Raw genomic sequence first — 17236 nt, forward strand, 5'->3', positions numbered from 1 at the left:
GTCATTCCCCTTTCTGTGCAGTGTCGCCCGATGCGCGCGCAAGCTCGCGCTGGCTCGCGACCAGCGCGGCGAGCGTATCGATCGAACGGAAGTGCTCTCGCGTGCGCTCGTCGTTGGCCGCGATCGTCAGTTGATAGTGTTTGCGCAGCACGATGCCGATCTCGAGCGCGTCGATGGAATCGAGACCGACGCCGTCGGTGGAAAAGAGCGGCGCATCGTCGTCGATATCGGCGGGCGTCAGGTCTTCGAGATCGAGGGCTTCGATCAGAAGCTGTTTGATTTCAAGCTTTAAGGAATCCATGGTCGATCAGGTGCTGGGTAATGTGGGCTTCGAGCGCGTGAGTCAAGGTGCGCGCGGCGAGCGCGGGCGGATCGCCGGCAGCGGCGAGCGTGTCGGCGCCGACCGCGTCGAGGACGTTCACGCGCATGTGAAATGCGCGTTCGGGTATGTCGTGCCAGCGCATGCCTTTCGTGAAAACCGGGGGATCGCAGTTCATGAGCACGGGCAGGATCGGCGCGCCGGATTGCAACGCCATGTGCGCGAAGCCGCGCGAAAAGGCATGCAGCCGGTCGCGCGCGGGACTGCGCGTGCCTTCGGGGAAGATGATCATCGTGTAGCCGCGCGCCAGTTGCCGCGCGCCGGCATCGACAAGCTCGACGGGGTCCGCATTGCTCACGTATTCCGCCGCCCGCATGACGCCCCAGAAGAACGGATTGCCCCAATGCGCGCTTTTCACGACGCAGCATGCGCGTGGCGTGAGCGACAGCAGCACCATGACGTCGAGCCAGGTCGGGTGATTGGCGACGACGATGGCCGCGCGCTTCGACTTGCGATCGAGCGCATCGGCGCCGCGCACGTCGAGCTTCATCACGCGCACGGCGACGAGCACGGCGACGAGCGCGCGAAAGAACGCATGAATGATCGCGGCGATGATGCGCTGCTTCGACGCGCCATGCGGCCAGAGCCACGCGAGCGGAAACACGATCAGCGAAAAGCCCAGCCCGCAGATGCCGAATGCGGTGAACGCAAGGGCCGTCGCGATGAAGCGCCAGTAACGATCAAGCGCCTTCATGCCATCTCCACTGCCACGTCGATGCCGAGCCGCGCCATTCGGACGGCGCTTTCGCGTCGAGGCACTGCCGTATCGCCTCGCTCTGAGTCGCGGACGGCGCGGCGAGCGTGTCTTCGACCGCTGCGAGGGCCGAGCGCGCGCATTCGAGCCGCCCTGTGCACGCGTGCGCGTCGAGCAGGATCGCGAGCGCGCCGCCCTCCACTTCCTCTTCTATCGCTCCGTAGGCGGCATCGGCGGGCTCGTCGGCATAGACGAGCAAAACGGGAGTCGAAGCGTCCGTCGCGTATTGCGCGTGGGCTTCGAGCAACGCGTAGCCGAGCGTCTCTGCACCCGCCGACACCGCGCTCGCCGGCGCGCGGTCGCCGCGCGCAATGCCGAATACGCCCGTCACTGCGTTGAGGACCGAAAGGCTGAAGGCAGTCGGCGAAACGGCTGCGTTCGCGTCGATGTCGTGAAGGATGTCGGTCGTGCGGCGCAGTTCGCCGTGCCGTGACGCGAAGATGAGGCGCACGGCGGGCAGCGTCGCGGCGCAGTCGTGCGCGACCTTGAGCGCGATGCGCGACAGCGCGCTGAGCCGGCGCCGCGTCATCGGTTCGATGAATCCGATATCGGGAGCGACGGCTGCGACCGCAGGCCAGAATGACCAGCGAGCAACCGGAATGGACCAATGCAGATCGGACATATCGCTTGTTCGCGCTTTTTAACTATCGACACCTTGGACGGACAACGGACGACCGCACGACGAGACGTGCCCGGTCCGGCGGTGGCCCACCGATACTTTTCTTAATGGAGAAGTGAACCGTCGGATTAACGGCACGAAGCGGCAACTATTTAGCGAAACCGCGAACGAGGCTGACGGCTCGCGCAGCGGTTCCGGTCGGCCGGGGGCGAATCATACCGACCTTACAGCCGACAACAGAAGAAAATTGTGCCGGTTACGCGCGTTCGTCTCATCGACGCGACGCGCACGCGCCGGCTTGCACCGCGTCTGCGCCGAACGCGTCACGCGCGATGGCCGACGAAGAAGGCAAACGGATCTTCAAGCGCCCTACCCGAACCGCAGAGCACGAAAATAAAATCGCCCTCGCGGGCTTGCATGCGCCGGACGCGGTCTCTATAATGCGCGGCTTCACAGGCTCGTAGCTCAGCTGGTTAGAGCACCACCTTGACATGGTGGGGGTCGTTGGTTCGAGTCCAATCGAGCCTACCAACGCATAGCATCAAACAAAACGCCGCGATTCATCATCGCGGCGTTTTGCTTTTCTGCTTCATCGGCGCATCCGGCAAGCGCGTCTCGTGCGAACGCTAATCCCACATGTTCCGAAACGCCACGGCGGCGATCACCGGTACGGTGAGGACGAGCGGAATCGCGAAGTACGGCACTTCCAGATCCACTTCCCAGCTATAAATCAGCCAACCCACGCCGATCGCGAGCGTCACGATGCCGACCAATGCCGAAAGAACATTGAGCGAGCGCGTCGACACGCGCCTGCGAGGCGTTTCCTTGCTTGAAGTAGGTTCCATGATCGGCATGTGCACGCAAGCGCGAGGAATGTATGTTTGATTTTATACCGTCGAACCGGTGCTTGCGGTCGCACATTGGCAAGCTCAATCCGCGCCGATTGATAACGATTTCATGATTCACCAAGACGACGCCGCCGGACGAATACGTCGGCCGGCGGCGTTTGCACTGCAATCAATCCGGCTCGGAGAGCGCCGGAAACGACGATCAGAAATCCGTCGTCATCGAAAGAAGAACGGTGCGCGGCGCGCCCTGCGTCAGATATCCGCCGATGGTCGAAGCCCAATAAGACTTGTTCGCGACATTCAGCACGCTCGCGCGGAAGGTCGTCGGCTTGCCGAAGACCACCGTCGCATAGCGCGCGCCGAGATCGAAGCGATCCCAGTGCGGAATCGACAGCGTGTTCGTCACATTCAGATACTGCGATCCAGTGTGAATCCAGCGCGCCGACACCGTGAGGCCGTTCAGCAGCGGCACGTCGTATTCCGCGTTCAGGTTGAACATGAAGGCCGGCACGCCGATAGGCATGTCGCCGTCCGTCGCAGTACTCCCCGTGTCGAGCTGAGATCCGTGGATGTACGTCGCGCCCGCGATCAGGCGCACGCCGCGCACCGGCTCGCCGTACACCGACGCCTCCACGCCGCGATGCCGCTCGCGCCCGTTATCGACGAAAAAGCCCGCCGCGTTCGTGTACGTCAGCGGCTTCTCGATCTGGAACAGCGCAAGCGACGCGCCGTATTTGCCGTTGTCGTATTTCGCGCCGACTTCGTATTGCTTCGACTTCTCGGGCGGCAGTTGCTCGCCGAAATTGACGGCCGTGTTCGGCGCGGAATCGCCGATGGTCAGCGCCTCGCTGCGGTTCGCAAAGAACGCCACGTTCTGCCACGGCTTCACGACGAGTCCGAAGAGCGGCGTGGTGATGGAATCGTTATAGGTGCGCGTCGGCTGGCCGGTGTAATCGAACGTGTCGGCGTGCAATTCCTGATAGCGCGCGCCGACCGTGAACAACACGCGATCGTTCAGGAAGCCTAATGTGTCCGACACGGATGCGCTTCTCAGCAGATTGAGCGCCGTGGTCTGCGGATCGCCGAGATTGCCGCCGGAGAACGTGGTCGCCGGATACGGGACCTGCGGCGTCGCATAGAGACTCGTCGGGAAGGAGCCGGAAAGCGTGTACGCCGACTGCGAATCGATGCGCACGATAGACGCCCCCGCCGTCACGAAATGCGAAACCGGACCGGTGTTGAAATGGCCGCGCACGCCTGCCTCGGCCGAACTTCCGTCTTCCTGATGCGGCACGCCGAGACGCGAGCCGGTGGTGCCCGCGTTGCCGACCGTCGGGGACGAATATTCGCCATGCTCGTTCGTGTGGCGCACGCCGCCCGTCACGTAGGCGGTCCAGCCCGGCAGAAAGTCGTATTCCGCGCGCAGGATGCCGACCGTATCCTCGATGGAACTGAAGCTCCACGTTTGCGCGTAGTTGTACGTGGCCGAGGGCGTCGCCGGAATGAAATCGCCGCTCACGTTGACGGTCGGGCGGCCACCGTTCACGCGCTCGCGCTGATACAGGAAGTCGCCGTAGAGACGCAGCTTGTCGCCGCGCCAGTCGAGCGAAACGGCGGTCGTATTGTCACGGCGATGTTCGCCGTCGATGCTCGTTTCGCCGTCGTGATTCGCCTGATTCACGCGAATGCCGAACTGCCCTTCGCTGCCGAAGCGCCGGCCCACGTCCACATGCGCGCCGATCTCGCCCGACGCGGTGCCTTCCAGCGTCACGCGCGTGAGCGGCTTGTCGTCGGCCCGCTTCAACTGCAGGTTCAGACCGCCGCCGACCGCCGAGCCACCCGGCGACGCGCCGTTCAGAAACGCATTCGCGCCCTTGAACACATCGACGCGCTCGAGCGCATCGGTCGCGACGAGCTGACGCGGCGTGATGCCGTAGAGACCGTGGAGCGAAACGTCGTCGCCCTGCAACTGGAATCCGCGAATGATGTACGTCTCCGCGAAGTTGCCGAAGCCGTAGGCGGTCCGCACGGCCGGATCGTTCGCGAGCACGTCGCCGATCGTGCGCGCCTGCTGATCCTCCATCAGCTTCGACGTGTAGGTGGTCATGCTGAACGGCACGTCGATGTTGCGCTGCTGGCCGAGCACGCCGAAGTCCGCGCCGCGCGCCACCTGGCCGCCCGCGAACGTCGGCGCAAGCTCGCCCGGCAACGGCTCCTTCGACGCCTGCACCTTGACGGCCGGAAGCGTGCTGTCCGTGTTCGGGCTGGCGCTGGCCGCGTCGGGGCCGGCGGACTGAGCGTGCGCGGCGATGGAGAAGGCGGCGGCAATTGCCGCGACGATAGCGGCGCGAGGCGCGAGCGCCTTCGCAGGCGCGGCCTGCAAGGGATGCGAACGATGGGCGGGCATGAATCGGGGAGAGTCGGTGATGGTCGATGCGGTCTGGTTCTCCGTCCGGCGCCGAGGCAATTGGGCGCATCCGGGCGGCGTTTCCGGTCGCTGCCGCCGCGCAAAACGCAGCGCACGACCGTTAGCGAGCGATTCTAGCGTAAATGCGAGTCGTTATCATTCAAGAATGCGACGCTTTGCGAATACGCAACGTTTTGCGCAAGAGCCGCGCGTTCTGCGAACCGCGTTCGACGGCACGCGCTGATGGCGACATCGCATGAAACAAGTTGCGCGTGGTTTTTAACGCGGCGGATGGCTACATTGGGCACATCGCAAATCAACGATGAGCCAATCATGGAACTGATCGAAAAGGTATCGATGTACGTGCTGTTCGTCGTGCTCGCGGCGTCGATGGCCGAAGCATTCGTCCTGCATCGCCAATACAAGGGAACCGGCAAGGCGTTCGACTGGCACGAAGTCTGGATCTCGCTCGCCGATCTCGTCGGCCGCAAGCTGCTTGCGTTTCTGCCGCTCTCCATCGCCACGCCGGTGTTTGCTTTCGCGTGGGAGCATCGCGTCCACACGGTGACGAGCAATACGCTGCTCACCGTGCTGCTGCTCTTCGTCGGCATGGAGTTCTGCTACTACTGGTATCACCGCGCATCGCACACCATCCGGTTTTTCTGGGCGACGCATGCGGTCCATCATTCGCCGAACCAGTTGACGCTTTCGTCGGCGTATCGCCTCGGCTGGACGACGAAAATCGCGGGCGCGGCGATGTTTTTCACGCCGATCGTCTGGCTCGGCATCAAGCCCGAAGTGGTGCTCGCCGCGCTGTCCATCAACCTGCTCTACCAGTTCTGGCTGCACGCCACCTGGATTCCGAAGCTCGGCTGGCTCGAGTACGTGTTCAACACGCCTTCGGCGCACCGCGTGCATCACGCATCGAACGCCGCTTATCTGGATGCGAACTTCGGCGGCGTGCTGATCGTCTTCGATCGTCTCTTCGGCACGTATGTCGAGGAACGCGCCGACGAACCGTGCCGCTACGGCCTGACGACGCCGACGACATCGCGCAATCCGCTCGTCGTCGAGATGGAACACTGGGTGAGTCTCGCGCGGGATGTCGTGAACGCGAAAAGCGTGACCAATGCGGTCGGCTTCCTGCTGCGACCGCCGGGCTGGCTCCCCGACGGCGAAGGAGAAACCACGGAAGCATTGCAGAAGCGCGCGAAGCGCCGCGCTGACGCGATGGAAGCGTCGTAATACAAGGGGTTTGAAGAGGAAGGCGGGTCTTCCGATCCGCCTTCCTGTTTGGCTATCAGAAGGTGACCGTCTGATTGATGATTTGCTGACCGTTGACGGTGATAACCGACGTTGCCGTTCCGGTTTGCGTAACGGTGGGCGCGGACGGCGTGATCGCGCCGCCGGACGGGAAGCCGGTGCTGCCGGCTTTCGTGGCGCCGCCCGCGATATGCGCGCAATCCAGCGTGTTTCGTTCGATTCGGTGCATTGTGGAAGTCCTCTTTTCGATGAGTTCGGGCCATGTGGCCACGCAGCGCACGAGACGCAAAAAATCACGTCTCGCGCTTGTTTCCCGCTCCACTGGCCGCGCGCCCAAAACGCGAGCCCGAGCGATCTCCATCATAAGTCGCGGGCGTATCGCACATCTTCGTCAAATGTCCTAAATATACTTTCCCGTAAGCACCGATCAGGCGAGTTCTGGCGGCGATTCGGGCAAAGCGTCTGCTGCCGCGCATCGTTACAGTCGGAGAGCGCGCCGCGCGATGCGCCGGGTCGAGGCAGCGCTTTTCAGCGGTTCAGAGTCCCACTGCCATCGCGCGTCGGGGCTATTGGTGGTGCATTTGCTCGTCAACGGCATCCAGCATGAAAGCGAATCATGCACATGACAGCGGGCGGAAGCGACGAACAAGTATTCGTGGCCGTATGCAACGAAGGCGATCCGATTCCCGAGCGCGCGATGCGCGCGCTCTTCGATCCGCTCACGCGAACCTGCACGCCGCCGGAAAAGCGCGGCGCGGCGGCCGGGCTTGCATATCTGCGAGTGCATCGCCCGGCTTCAAGGCGTGACGATCGACGTGAAATTCAACACGCGCGACCACGTTCACGGTGACGCTTCCCCGTGCGCCTTTGCCGTCTGCGTAGGAAGACCGCGCAGTGCGTCACATCGACGACTGGCGGCTCACCCGCAGCGCACGACGCCGCACTGTCCGACGAGCGTCAATACGTTCTTGACGAGGCTGTCGTAGAGCACCTGCGCGTCGCGAGGGTCCGCGCCGGCTTCGCGAATCACATCCAGCCGATTCTTCTGCTGCCGCATGAGTTCGACGCCGCGGCGGATCATGCGCGCATAGGCATGCGCCCTGACGTTCGCCGCACAACGCGCGCCCGCGCTGCCGCCCGGCGCGGCGGCCAGTTCGCCGGCAACATCGGCCGCATGGGCGTGGCCGTCGAATGCGGCAGCCGGCTTCGCGCCCGTCATGCGATCGAGCAGCGCCACCAGATTCGCCGGATCGACGGGCTTGCGCAGCATCGCCACGACAGGCACCGCCGTGCTCCTTATCGCGCCGGACATGAGCAGGATCGGCACATCCCACAACTCGGGCAGACTTTTGAGAATTCGAACCATCTCGCGGCCATCCACGAGCGGCATGTTGACGTCCGACACGATTGCATCGGGCGTGCGGTGCATCGCGGCATGCAGGCCTTCCAGCCCATCGGCGGCTACCGTCACGGCATGGCCGCAATCGGTCAGCAGCGCTTGCATGGCATCGCGAAGCAAGGGGTCATCGTCGATCAGAAGAACGTGGCTCATAACGCAAATCCAGGCAGTCGTATCCGGTCAAGCACTGCGCGTTCCTGTTACGCAAGCGCGGCGTCGACGGATAAAACGACTCTTCGGGCCGCACGCACGCTCGGCCCGCCACGTGAAGATGATCGAGCGACGCGCGGCTTGTCCCGCGCATCGGATGCTTTCAGGGCAGCGGCGCCTGCAACGCCGCGCGCAGGATGTCGGCGAGCTTTTCGTTCTCGTCGATGCGCGTCTGCTCCCGCGCCACCTCGTCGCTGCTGCCGGCGCGCTGCGCCCAGCGTTGCCGCTCGCGCGCGAAGATGATGCGCTCGTGGACCGCGCGAATCGCCGCCCAGATCGTATCCTCGGTGCTCTTCGCGCTGCCCTCTTCGAGCGACAGGCTCGAGAACGCATGCCCCGTGTGGCAGCGATAGCGCACGGGATGTTCGTCGTGCAGCCGCCAGAGCACGCCGCTGCATTGGGGACACGTAAGCGCGGAGCGCTCGCCGATCTGATCCAGTTCCTGCGGCTCGGCCACGCCTTTTTCCGCGATGCGCGCCTCTATGTCGAGATCCGTTCGGATTGTCACCGTCGCCTCCTCGCGTCGCTGCGCCCCGTTCACGGCTGATTGAATCGCGTGTGCGAGCTGTTCCGGTCTCGCGATCGCATCTGCCCGCGTGGCGACCAATGCGCTGTGCGGCATCGATGGCGCCTCGCACTCGGCGGGGTCCTGGACGATGCAATAGCCGCCGCGCGCCTGCACTGCGGCAAGTCCGGCCGATCCGTCGTCGAGATCGCCGCTCAACACCACGCCGGCCACCCGCGGCCCGTACTCGATCGCGGCGGACCGGAACAGCGGGTCGGCCGCAGGCCTCGCGAAATTTTCCGTCGCGGAATCCAGCAAGCACAGCGCGCCGCCGCGCAGTACCATGTGACGGTCCGGCGGCGCCACGTATATCTGGCCGCTTTTCAGCCGTTCGCCGTGCTTCGGGTGACACGCGGGCAGCTTGCCCCATCGCGAAAGCATCTCCGGCAGAACGCTGGGATGCCGTCCGATATGCACCACGATGCACACGGCAGCGGGCAGATCCGCCGGAAGCGCCGCAACGAGCGTTCTCAGAACCGGGATTGCGCCGCGCGATGCCGCGATGACTACGACGTGTCGATGGCCCATAAACCCTCCTGCGGTGATTGCAGCAATTCGCGAACCATCGCGCCACGAAAAGCAGGCGCCCCACCGTGACGACCCTTGAAGAAGAGCTCGCAAGACTGCACCAAGCGGACAGGCATATCGACGAAGCCAACAAGCGCATCGCGTCACAGCGAAAATTCGTGGCCTCGATGAGCGGCAGCGAAGCAGAAAGGGCGAGCGCGGAAGACCTGCTGACGACGATGTGCGCGACACTGGACCAGTTCAACCGGCACCGGGAGGAAATCCTCGACACTATCCGACGGCTTCGGCACCCGATCTGACGAACGGCTGGCGGGTCCTGCGGCGAGCCGGCAAGCGCGTCAGTCCCAGTGAAAGCATAGGCGCTGCTCGCGCGCGCTCATTGCTCCGCCGCCGGCGAACCGCTTCGCCCCGCGAGCGCGGCCAGCGTCTCGAGCAACTGGCCGAATTCGAGCGGCTTGGGCAGATGCGCGTCGAAGCCCGCGTCTTTCGCCGCCTGCACGTCTTCCTCGCGGCTGTGTCCGGTGAAGGCGACCGCCGCGACGCTCGCCCAGCGCGGGTCGGCGCGCATGCGCTTCATCAGCTCGTAGCCGTCCATGCCGGGCAGCGAGATGTCCGACAGCACGATGTCGATCGTCTGGTCCGGTCCGACTTCCAGCGCTTCCGGCCCCGTCGTCGCCGCGACGACGGACGCGCCTTCCAGTTCCAGCAGCGTGCCGAGCGAGGCAGCCGCCTGCCGGTCGTCCTCGACAAGGAGAATGCGCAGGCCCGCGATCGCGCGGCCCGATCCAGCCTGGCGCTTGTCCACGGCATGCTCGTCGATGGCCCTGGGGAGCCAGACACTCAGCGCCGTGCCGTGACCGAGACCGCCCGAATGCGCGCTCACGCGTCCGCCCTGCATCTCGACAAGCTGCTTGACGAGCGCGAGACCGATGCCGAGACCGGTGCGTGACCGGTCGGGCGCGCCCTGGCGGAACATGTCGAAGATGAACGGCAACGTGCCGCTGTCGATGCCCTGCCCGCTGTCCACGACATCGATGCGATGCATGCGCCCTTCCTGCGTGAGCCGAAGCTCGATACGCCCCCCCGAGTCGGTGAACTTGAGCGCGTTGGACACGAGATTCCAGATGATCTGTTCGCAGCGCGTCGCATCGGCGAGCACGATGGCCGGCCGCGTCGGAAAATCGGTGACGAGCGTGACGCCGCGCGAATGCGCGTCCTGCTCGACGGTGTCCGCCACGCTCGAAAGCACCTGGGTCAGGTCGAGGCGGGTCAGCTTGAGGGACAGCTTGCCCGTCTGGACACGCGACCAGTCGAGCAGGTCGTCGATGATCTGCGCCTGGCTGCGGATTGCCTGCCGGATCCACCACGACGCATCCCGCACGGCCTGTATGTCGCGCGTTTCGGGCAGGCGCGGAAGAATCTCCGCCTTCACGCCGATCAGATTGAGCGGGTGCTTGAGTTCGTGCGACAACACCGCGATGAATTCGTCCTTGAGCTGGCTCGAACTCAGCGCCTGCTCGCGCGCCGCCTGCTCCTTCGCGAGCGCTTCCTGACTGGCTTCTTCGTGCAGCTTGCGCCCGGTCAGATCGCGCGCGATTTTTGCGAAGCCGGTGAAGGATGCGTCCTGAATCGGCGTGACGACGCCGCTGCAATAGATGCGCCGCCCGTCTTTCGTCCGGTGCCAGCGCTCGTCGTCGGCGCGGCCTTCCTTCGCCGCGGTGCTGCGCTCGTGCGCCGGGACCATCGCCTGACGGTCGTTCTGTTCGTAGATGAACTCGATGTCGCGGCCAAGCACTTCCGCTTCGCGATAGCCGAAGATGTCCTCGGCCCCCGCGTTCCAGCTCACGACGGTGCCCGTGCTATCGAAAATAATGATCGCGTAGTCTTTCGTGGACTGCGCGACGAGCCGCAGCCGCTGCTCGTTGAGCCGCGCCGCTTCCTCGGCCTGATGGCGCGCGGTGACGTCGATGAGCGTGATGACCGCGCCGTCGATGTGATCGTCCGCCGTGCGGTACGGCAGAAGCCGCATCAGATACCAGCGGCCCGCTTCGCTCTCGATCTCCCGCTCGGTCAGCTTCAGCGACTGGAACGACTGCCGCACGTCGTCTCCGAGCGACGGATAGCGCAGCGAATGGCGAATATCGAAGAGCGAGCGGCCGAGATCGGTGTCGATCAGCTTGAAGATGGCCGTCGCGCTCGGCGTGAAGCGCTTCACGCGGATTTCCTTGTCCACGAACACGGTCGCGATCTCGCTCGACGCGATGATATTGTGCAGGTCGTCGTTCGCCTTGGCCGTATCCTCGATGCGCGCCTGCATTTCTGCATTGGCCGTCGTCAGTTCCTCGTTGACGGATTGCAGCTCTTCCTTGCTGCTCTCGAGTTCCTCGGAAGTCGAGCGCAGTTCCTCGTTGATGGCCTGAAGCTCTTCGTTCGATGCCTTCAGCTCTTCGAGCGAAGTCTCGTACTGCTCGATGACCGTCGCCAGTTGCTCCCGGCTGTGCTGCAACTCGTGTTCGAGCTGCGCGAGCACGGGGTTCTGGCCGTCCTCCGCGCCGTGATCCTCGGTCATGTGACCGGCGACTTCGTCGAAGACGATGAGCAGATATTCGGAATTGGCGACCTGATCGAAAAACGGACGCACGGTCATGTTGATCCACGACACGCGGTCATCGTGCTCCCGTTTCACGCGCCGCGCCTCGACGCTCGTGCCCGTTTGCAGCGCGCGGAAGATCGCGGTGCGCAGGTCCAGACGCAACTCCGGAAGCACGAGCGCGACGATGTTGCTCGTCGGCTCGCCGCCGCCGTGCCGCAGGAAGCGGCCCGCGTTGTCCGACAGATGCAGGATGTTCGATTCGCGGTCCACGATCACGCTCGGCGGCGCATAGCTTTCGAGCGCGCGCTGATGCAGTTCGGAGAACGAGAAGCTGCGCTGCGCGGGCGTGGGCGGCGGCTGCGTGGGCGCGGCGCTCAGGTGCCGCTCGTCGAGTCTGCGCGCGCTCGCATGAATGAGCGGCGGAAACTCGATGGCCGGTTTCGCGCGATGCCCCACGGCTTTCGCGCGGTAAATGCGGAACTTCTTGTCGACGATGACGAAGAGGTCGTCGGCGGCATCGGCGGATTCGGCGGTGCCGAGAAAAAGATAGCCGCCCGGACGCAGCGCGAAGTGGAAAAGTTCGAGAATCTGCCGCTGCACGCCGCGCTCCAGATAAATGAGCACGTTGCGGCACGAAATCAGATCGAGGTGCGAAAAAGGCGGATCGCGCATGAGGCTGTGCGCGGCGAACAGGATGCGCTCGCGCACGGCCTTCGTGATGCGGAACTGCCCGCTCTCCTTGGTGAAATAGCGTTGCAGCAGGTCGGCGGGAACATCGTTCGCAATGGTCGACGGATACGCGCCCATGCGCGCGCGCGCGATCGCCGCGTCGTCGATATCGGTCGCGAAAATCTGGATGGACTGGCTGGACGATGCCGCGTCGCGCGCCTGTGCGAGTTGCAGCGAAATGGAATACGCTTCCTCGCCGGTCGCGCAGCCCGCAACCCACACGCGCACCTGCGCATCGGTCGATTGCGCATTGAAGAGCTTGCCGATGACTTCGCGCGAGAGGACGTCGAACGCCTCGCGGTCGCGGAAGAATTGCGTCACGCCGATCAGCATGTCGGCGAGCAGCGCGGTGGATTCCTCAGGCGTCGCCCGCAGAAAGTCGCGGTACGCCGGCAGGTCGCGCTGATTGTTGATCTGCATGCGCCGCTCGACGCGCCTCAGCACGGTCGCGCGCTTATACGCGCGAAAATCGTGGCCTGTCCGCACGCGCAGGTGCATCAGGATGTCGGCGAGCGCGCGCTCGGGCAGGTCGGCGCCGGCGTGACGGCCTTCGCTCGCCGCTTCGGGCGTTTCTTCCTCCTCGATCCGCATGAGCTGCGCCGCGCTGCACAAATCGAGCAGCCGCTGCGGCAGTTCGGCCGCCGGCAGCACGATATCGATCTGATCGGTCGCGATGGCGTGCTGCGGCATGTCGGGGTGCGCGGCGTCGTTCGGGTCCTGCGCGAGCGTGATGCCGCCCGCTTCCTTGATGCGGCTCAGTCCCGCCGCGCCGTCCGAGCCGGAACCCGACAACAGGATGCCCACGGCGTTCGACCCGTGCGCTTGCGCCAGCGTGCGAAAAAAGCGATCGATCGTGAGCGGCGGGCGATCCGACGTGCTGCGCTCGCTGACTCGCAGGCAACCATCGGACATTTCGAGCTGCTTGCCCGGCGCGATGACGTAGACATGATTTTTTTCGATGGGAAGTGTCGACATCACTTGATGCACCGGCATCGTGGTCACGCGCTCCACGATGGCGTCGATGTGGCTCAGATGCTGCGCCGACAAGTGCAGGATGACGACGAACGCCATGTCCATGCTGGCCGGCGCGTTCTCGAAGAACGTCTGCACGGCCTCGACGCCGCCCGCTGACGCGCCGATGCCGACGATTGGGAACGGTAGGTCGCTCGGCACCGTGTTCGATTGATCGTCGGACGTGGTCCGCGACGACTGCTCGCTTGTCATCCTGCTTCCTCATTTGCTCGTGCTTGGCGGCCGGCGAGACGAACCGCATCGGTCCGGCGCGGCGTGGGCATGTTGTCTCAAAGCGCTCGCAAGCTGCTTCGTGCCTGCGTCATCTTTCGTGCCGGCTGCCTGTGCTGCAGCGCCTCGGGGAATCCCGGCTCTCGCCGCAGACGCGATCATGGCCATATTCCGCGCCACTCGCAAGTGTGGGTCCAGAGCGTGCGGCATCGGCCCGGAAAGAAGTGCGAAAGCCGTCGTAGCGGTAGATGGCGCCGCGCGCGCTTTCCGGCACTGCCGACTGCATGCAGTTTAGACTCTAGACGAATCGGCGCGGCTCCCAAAGCCCGGGCGATTGCTCAAGCGTTTGGCGCCGATGAGGAATGGAAAAAGAACGTTCGATCGGATGCTGAAGCGCGCGGGGGAGCGCTCCCGGCTCTCCAGTTCATGCTTCCGCCTGCAGCAAAGCCTCGTTTGCAACTGTGCCTCGCGCAAGCGCGTTCTCCAGGATAGAAACGATTCGGTGCGCTGCGTGGCCGTCGCCGAACGGCGATGCGCCCGTCGCCATCCGGCGGTAATCGTCTCTGCTGGAAAGTAGCGTCTGTGCGCGCTCGACGATCCGCCTCGTGTCCGTGCCGACGAGTTCGGCCACGCCGAAGGAGATGGCTTCGGCGCGCTCCGTCTCCTCGCGCAGCACGAGCACCGGCTTGCCGAGCGCGGGCGCTTCTTCCTGCACGCCGCCGGAATCGCTCATGACGAAATAGGACGCATCCATCGCCGAAATGAACGACAGGTAGTCGAGCGGCTCGCACAGCGCCGCCCGCGGATGGTCCGCGAGCACCGCCCGCACCACCGCCGATACGTTCGGGTTCGGATGCACCGGGAATACGACATCGAGATCGGGATTGGCGTCGAGAAGTTCGCGAACGGCAAGGCAGATCCGCGCGAGCGGTTCGCCGAAGTTTTCGCGCCGGTGCGTCGTGACGAGCACCATGCGCCGGCCGGCGGCTACGGCGCGCGGTGCGGCCTGCGGTCTGGTGCGCGCGTCCAGCAGCGCGTCGATGACCGTGTTGCCCGTCAGGAAGACGGACTCCGGCCGCACGCCTTCATTGAGCAGATTGTCCGCAGCCGATTGCGTCGGGGCAAAGTGCCAGTCCGTCAGACGCGCCGTGAGCACGCGGTTCATCTCCTCGGGAAACGGGTTGCGCATGTCGCCGGTTCTGAGGCCCGCTTCGACGTGCCCCACCGGGATACGGTGATAGAACGCGACGAGCGATGCCGCGAGCACGCTCGTCGTATCGCCTTGCACGAGAACCGCGCTCGGCTTCGCTTCCTTCAGCACGTCGTCGAGAGACAGTGTGAGCCGCGCGGTCAGTTCGCTAAGTTCCTGATTGGGACGCATCAAATTCAGATCGTAGTCCGGAACGATACCGAAGATATCGAGCATCTGGTCGAGCATCTCGCGATGCTGCGCCGTCACCACGACCACCGGCCTCAGCGTTCGCGACGCGCGCAGCGCATGCACGAGGGGCGCCATTTTCACCGCTTCGGGGCGCGTTCCGAACACCACAGCGACATCCAGTTTTTTCACGAGTTCTTTTTCCTTATCGCCGACCTGGGTCCTGCCTCGGTTATCGGCCTTTTGATTCGCTGCTGAAGTGAGACTTCAGTGAAACCAGAGCGCAACCGCGCGCGGCGTCACGGATTGTCCGAACGTCGTTCCCGTCCGGCGAACACCATGCGCGTCGAACGAAGCGCCGCCGGCAGCGCGCGGGCGCGCTTGCCCGCGCGCGCGACAGCGGCAAACCCGAGGCGTTCATAAAGCGCCCTTGCCGCGTGATTGGTGTCTAGTACATCCAGCACCAGTTGCCTGTCATCGCCAACGCCGAACGCGCTGGTTCCCATGGCATGCCGGAAAAGCGCGCTGAAGACGCCCCGGCTGCGGGCCGTGGCCACTGTCGCGCAATGCGCGATCAGCGTCTGGCCTCGCGCGGGCTTCGGCAATTCACGTTCGAGAATGAGCCCGCGCAGCAATATCGGAATGGCGCGTCGCGGGCCGAAGAAGCGCACGAGCGCCCACGCGATGTGCGGATCGTCCCAGAGGATCGCGCGGCCGTCGTGCGCGGCCAGCACGCCGGCAACGACGCCGCGCGCATTCACGGCGACCCGATGCCGCCGCCACGAAAAGCGTCCTGCCGACGAACGGAACGCCGATTCCAGGAACGCGATGCGCGCGCCGGACGGCACGCCGAGGAAATACTCGAACTCGCGCTCGCCCGATGCGTGGATGAGCGGCGCGCACTGCGCGGCGTCCTCGATGCGCGCGCGACGGAACGCCAGCCGGCCGACATCCAGGTCATCGGCAGCTTCGAGCGCATCGTCGGGTGCCGTGGTCATCGGCCTGCGATCCGCGCGAGCGTCGCAACAGTGCGGCTGATCTGCTCCGGCTCGTGCGTCGAGCAGATGAAAAAGCGCAGGCGCGCCGCCTTCTCCTCGACGGCCGGATAGAAGATCGGCTGGACATTGATGCCTTCGTCGAACATCGCGTTGGACCATTGCGCCGCCCTGACCGAACTGCCGGTGATGATCGGCACGACTGCGAAGCCCGCGCTCTCGCCGGTGTCGAAACCGGCCTCGCGCGCTTCCGTCAGAAACTGCCGCCCGCGCGCCTGAAGCTGTGTCACGCGCTGCGGCTCCTCGATCAGACGTTCGAGCGCCGCAAGCGACGCTTCGGCGAGCGTGGGCGCGAGCCCGACGCTGTACAGGAAGCCCGGTGCGAGATAACGCAGCATGTCGACGAGCGGCTCGCACCCGGCGATGAACCCGCCGCATCCCGCGAGCGTCTTGCTCATCGTGCCCATCCACAAGTCGACGGCGTCCGACGCCACGCCGCAGTGCTCACGAATGCCCTTGCCGGTGGCACCGAGCACGCCGAGCGAATGCGCTTCATCGACCATCAGGAACGCGCCGTGACGCTCCTTGACCTCGACGAAACGCGCGAGGTCGGGGAAGTCGCCGTCCATGCTGTACAGGCCTTCGATGGCGATCAGCACGTGCCGGTACTCGCGCCGCACCCGCGTGAGAAGTTCGTCGAGCGCCTGCCAGTCGTTGTGCGGGAAGCCGAGGCGCTTCGCGCCGCTCAGTTGCGCGCCTTGCACGATGCTGTTGTGCGCGCGCGCGTCGTGCACGATCAGGTCGCCCGGTCCGAAGAGCGCGCCGATCACGGTTACGTTGGTCGCATGGCCGCTCACGAACGCGACGCAGTCCTCCGCTTCGTAGAACGAGGCGAGCGCCTTTTCGAGCGCGCGCTGCACGGGCCGCTCGCCCGCGACGATCCGGCTCGCCGACGCGGACGTGCCGTAGCGGTCGATCGCCGCTTTCGCGCGCCCCGACACAGCCGCGTCCCCCGAAAGCCCGAGGTAGTTGTAACTCGCGAAGTTGATGTATTCGCGTCCGTCGATGAAAGTCGTCGCGCCCGCGACGCCGTCGTGCACTCGAAAAAACGGCGAGCCGACGCGCAGCTTGTCGCCCATCTCGCGCATGATCTTCACTTGCTGATACTGCGGCATCGATTCGAACCGGCTCCGCGCCGGGAGCGTCTCTGCGCGAGCCGCGCCGGGCACGCCGGGCGCCGCGGCCTCTTCGGTCGCGCGGTCCAGTTGCCGTTTCAAAGCTTTCGCCGCGAGTTGCTGGCGAAGATGTTCCCCGAGTCCCATGTCCG

14 protein-coding genes and 1 tRNA gene are annotated in these 17236 nt (G+C 64.9%); 3 read left to right on the forward strand and 12 right to left on the reverse strand.

What is annotated here, in order from left to right:
• Position 1 precedes the first annotated feature (1 nt).
• Genes LDZ27_RS18845 through LDZ27_RS18855 form a run of 3 tightly spaced genes read right to left on the reverse strand, consistent with a single transcriptional unit; the run spans position 2 to position 1755 of the window.
• Positions 2 to 301 (reverse strand): phosphopantetheine-binding protein, encoded by a 300-nt coding sequence (locus LDZ27_RS18845; RefSeq protein WP_244816398.1) that lies wholly within the window; start codon positions 299 to 301, stop codon positions 2 to 4.
• Positions 282 to 1073: a 1-acyl-sn-glycerol-3-phosphate acyltransferase gene (locus tag LDZ27_RS18850; RefSeq protein ID WP_244816399.1), complete on the reverse strand. Its 792-nt coding sequence runs from the start codon at positions 1071 to 1073 to the stop codon at positions 282 to 284. The genes LDZ27_RS18845 and LDZ27_RS18850 overlap by 20 nt, the downstream gene beginning before the upstream one ends.
• Entirely contained in the window at positions 1060 to 1755 is a 696-nt protein-coding gene (locus LDZ27_RS18855; RefSeq protein ID WP_244816400.1) for a beta-ketoacyl synthase chain length factor, read from the reverse strand. Before LDZ27_RS18855 ends, LDZ27_RS18850 begins: the two co-directional genes overlap by 14 nt.
• A 451-nt stretch (positions 1756 to 2206) precedes the next feature.
• Between LDZ27_RS18855 and LDZ27_RS18860 the strand changes: the two genes are divergently transcribed.
• Positions 2207 to 2283 (forward strand) — tRNA-Val (locus LDZ27_RS18860).
• Between the two features lie 95 nt (positions 2284 to 2378).
• On the opposite strand, the gene LDZ27_RS18865 is transcribed toward LDZ27_RS18860, so the two are convergent.
• Entirely contained in the window at positions 2379 to 2597 is a 219-nt protein-coding gene (locus LDZ27_RS18865) for a hypothetical protein (protein WP_244816401.1), read from the reverse strand.
• 205 nt (positions 2598 to 2802) lie between these two features.
• Positions 2803 to 5007: a TonB-dependent siderophore receptor gene (locus LDZ27_RS18870; protein ID WP_244816402.1), complete on the reverse strand. Its 2205-nt coding sequence runs from the start codon at positions 5005 to 5007 to the stop codon at positions 2803 to 2805.
• 333 nt (positions 5008 to 5340) lie between these two features.
• Between LDZ27_RS18870 and LDZ27_RS18875 the strand changes: the two genes are divergently transcribed.
• On the forward strand, positions 5341 to 6252 hold the full coding sequence (locus tag LDZ27_RS18875) for a sterol desaturase family protein (RefSeq protein WP_244816403.1): 912 nt from the start codon (positions 5341 to 5343) through the stop codon (positions 6250 to 6252).
• 55 nt (positions 6253 to 6307) lie between these two features.
• Here LDZ27_RS18875 and LDZ27_RS18880 read toward each other — a convergent pair whose 3' ends face one another.
• From LDZ27_RS18880 to LDZ27_RS18890, 3 genes are all read right to left on the reverse strand, one after another.
• Entirely contained in the window at positions 6308 to 6499 is a 192-nt protein-coding gene (locus LDZ27_RS18880; protein ID WP_244816404.1) for a hypothetical protein, read from the reverse strand.
• Between the two features lie 690 nt (positions 6500 to 7189).
• Complete coding sequence (locus tag LDZ27_RS18885; protein ID WP_244816405.1) at positions 7190 to 7822, reverse strand: response regulator; 633 nt, start codon at positions 7820 to 7822, stop codon at positions 7190 to 7192.
• A gap of 160 nt (positions 7823 to 7982) precedes the next feature.
• Positions 7983 to 8972, reverse strand: coding sequence for a chemotaxis protein CheB (locus LDZ27_RS18890; RefSeq protein WP_244816406.1), 990 nt, complete (start codon positions 8970 to 8972; stop codon positions 7983 to 7985).
• A gap of 65 nt (positions 8973 to 9037) precedes the next feature.
• Here LDZ27_RS18890 and LDZ27_RS18895 point away from each other — a divergent pair, with 65 nt between their 5' ends.
• Entirely contained in the window at positions 9038 to 9271 is a 234-nt protein-coding gene (locus tag LDZ27_RS18895; RefSeq protein WP_244816407.1) for a hypothetical protein, read from the forward strand.
• A 77-nt stretch (positions 9272 to 9348) separates the two neighbouring features.
• Here LDZ27_RS18895 and LDZ27_RS18900 read toward each other — a convergent pair whose 3' ends face one another.
• From LDZ27_RS18900 to LDZ27_RS18915, 4 genes are all read right to left on the reverse strand, one after another.
• Complete coding sequence (locus LDZ27_RS18900) at positions 9349 to 13518, reverse strand: CheR family methyltransferase (protein WP_244816408.1); 4170 nt, start codon at positions 13516 to 13518, stop codon at positions 9349 to 9351.
• A 442-nt stretch (positions 13519 to 13960) separates the two neighbouring features.
• Positions 13961 to 15106 carry a non-hydrolyzing UDP-N-acetylglucosamine 2-epimerase gene (gene wecB, locus LDZ27_RS18905; protein WP_244816409.1) on the reverse strand — a complete coding sequence of 382 codons (1146 nt, stop codon included), beginning with the start codon at positions 15104 to 15106 and terminating at the stop codon, positions 13961 to 13963.
• Between the two features lie 107 nt (positions 15107 to 15213).
• Positions 15214 to 15912 (reverse strand): GNAT family N-acetyltransferase, encoded by a 699-nt coding sequence (locus LDZ27_RS18910; RefSeq protein ID WP_244816410.1) that lies wholly within the window; start codon positions 15910 to 15912, stop codon positions 15214 to 15216.
• On the reverse strand, positions 15909 to 17231 hold the full coding sequence (locus LDZ27_RS18915) for an aminotransferase class I/II-fold pyridoxal phosphate-dependent enzyme (protein ID WP_244816411.1): 1323 nt from the start codon (positions 17229 to 17231) through the stop codon (positions 15909 to 15911). Before LDZ27_RS18915 ends, LDZ27_RS18910 begins: the two co-directional genes overlap by 4 nt.
• Between the last annotated feature and the right edge of the window lie 5 nt (positions 17232 to 17236).

It is taken from the genome of Caballeronia sp. Lep1P3 (assembly GCF_022879595.1).
Classification (GTDB): Bacteria; Pseudomonadota; Gammaproteobacteria; order Burkholderiales; family Burkholderiaceae; genus Caballeronia.

Excerpts from the sequence above, each read along its gene's own strand:
- LDZ27_RS18880 (WP_244816404.1), bottom strand. The coding sequence starts at position 6,499 with ATGCACCGAATCGAACGAAACACGCTGGATTGCGCGCATATCGCGGGC.
- LDZ27_RS18865 (WP_244816401.1), bottom strand. The coding sequence starts at position 2,597 with ATGGAACCTACTTCAAGCAAGGAAACGCCTCGCAGGCGCGTGTCGACG.
- LDZ27_RS18890 (WP_244816406.1), bottom strand. The coding sequence starts at position 8,972 with ATGGGCCATCGACACGTCGTAGTCATCGCGGCATCGCGCGGCGCAATC.
- LDZ27_RS18900 (WP_244816408.1), bottom strand. The coding sequence starts at position 13,518 with ATGACAAGCGAGCAGTCGTCGCGGACCACGTCCGACGATCAATCGAAC.
- LDZ27_RS18885 (WP_244816405.1), bottom strand. The coding sequence starts at position 7,822 with ATGAGCCACGTTCTTCTGATCGACGATGACCCCTTGCTTCGCGATGCC.
- LDZ27_RS18910 (WP_244816410.1), bottom strand. The coding sequence starts at position 15,912 with ATGACCACGGCACCCGACGATGCGCTCGAAGCTGCCGATGACCTGGAT.
- LDZ27_RS18850 (WP_244816399.1), bottom strand. The coding sequence starts at position 1,073 with ATGAAGGCGCTTGATCGTTACTGGCGCTTCATCGCGACGGCCCTTGCG.
- LDZ27_RS18845 (WP_244816398.1), bottom strand. The coding sequence starts at position 301 with ATGGATTCCTTAAAGCTTGAAATCAAACAGCTTCTGATCGAAGCCCTC.
- LDZ27_RS18915 (WP_244816411.1), bottom strand. The coding sequence starts at position 17,231 with ATGGGACTCGGGGAACATCTTCGCCAGCAACTCGCGGCGAAAGCTTTG.
- LDZ27_RS18870 (WP_244816402.1), bottom strand. The coding sequence starts at position 5,007 with ATGCCCGCCCATCGTTCGCATCCCTTGCAGGCCGCGCCTGCGAAGGCG.
- LDZ27_RS18855 (WP_244816400.1), bottom strand. The coding sequence starts at position 1,755 with ATGTCCGATCTGCATTGGTCCATTCCGGTTGCTCGCTGGTCATTCTGG.
- LDZ27_RS18875 (WP_244816403.1), top strand. The coding sequence starts at position 5,341 with ATGGAACTGATCGAAAAGGTATCGATGTACGTGCTGTTCGTCGTGCTC.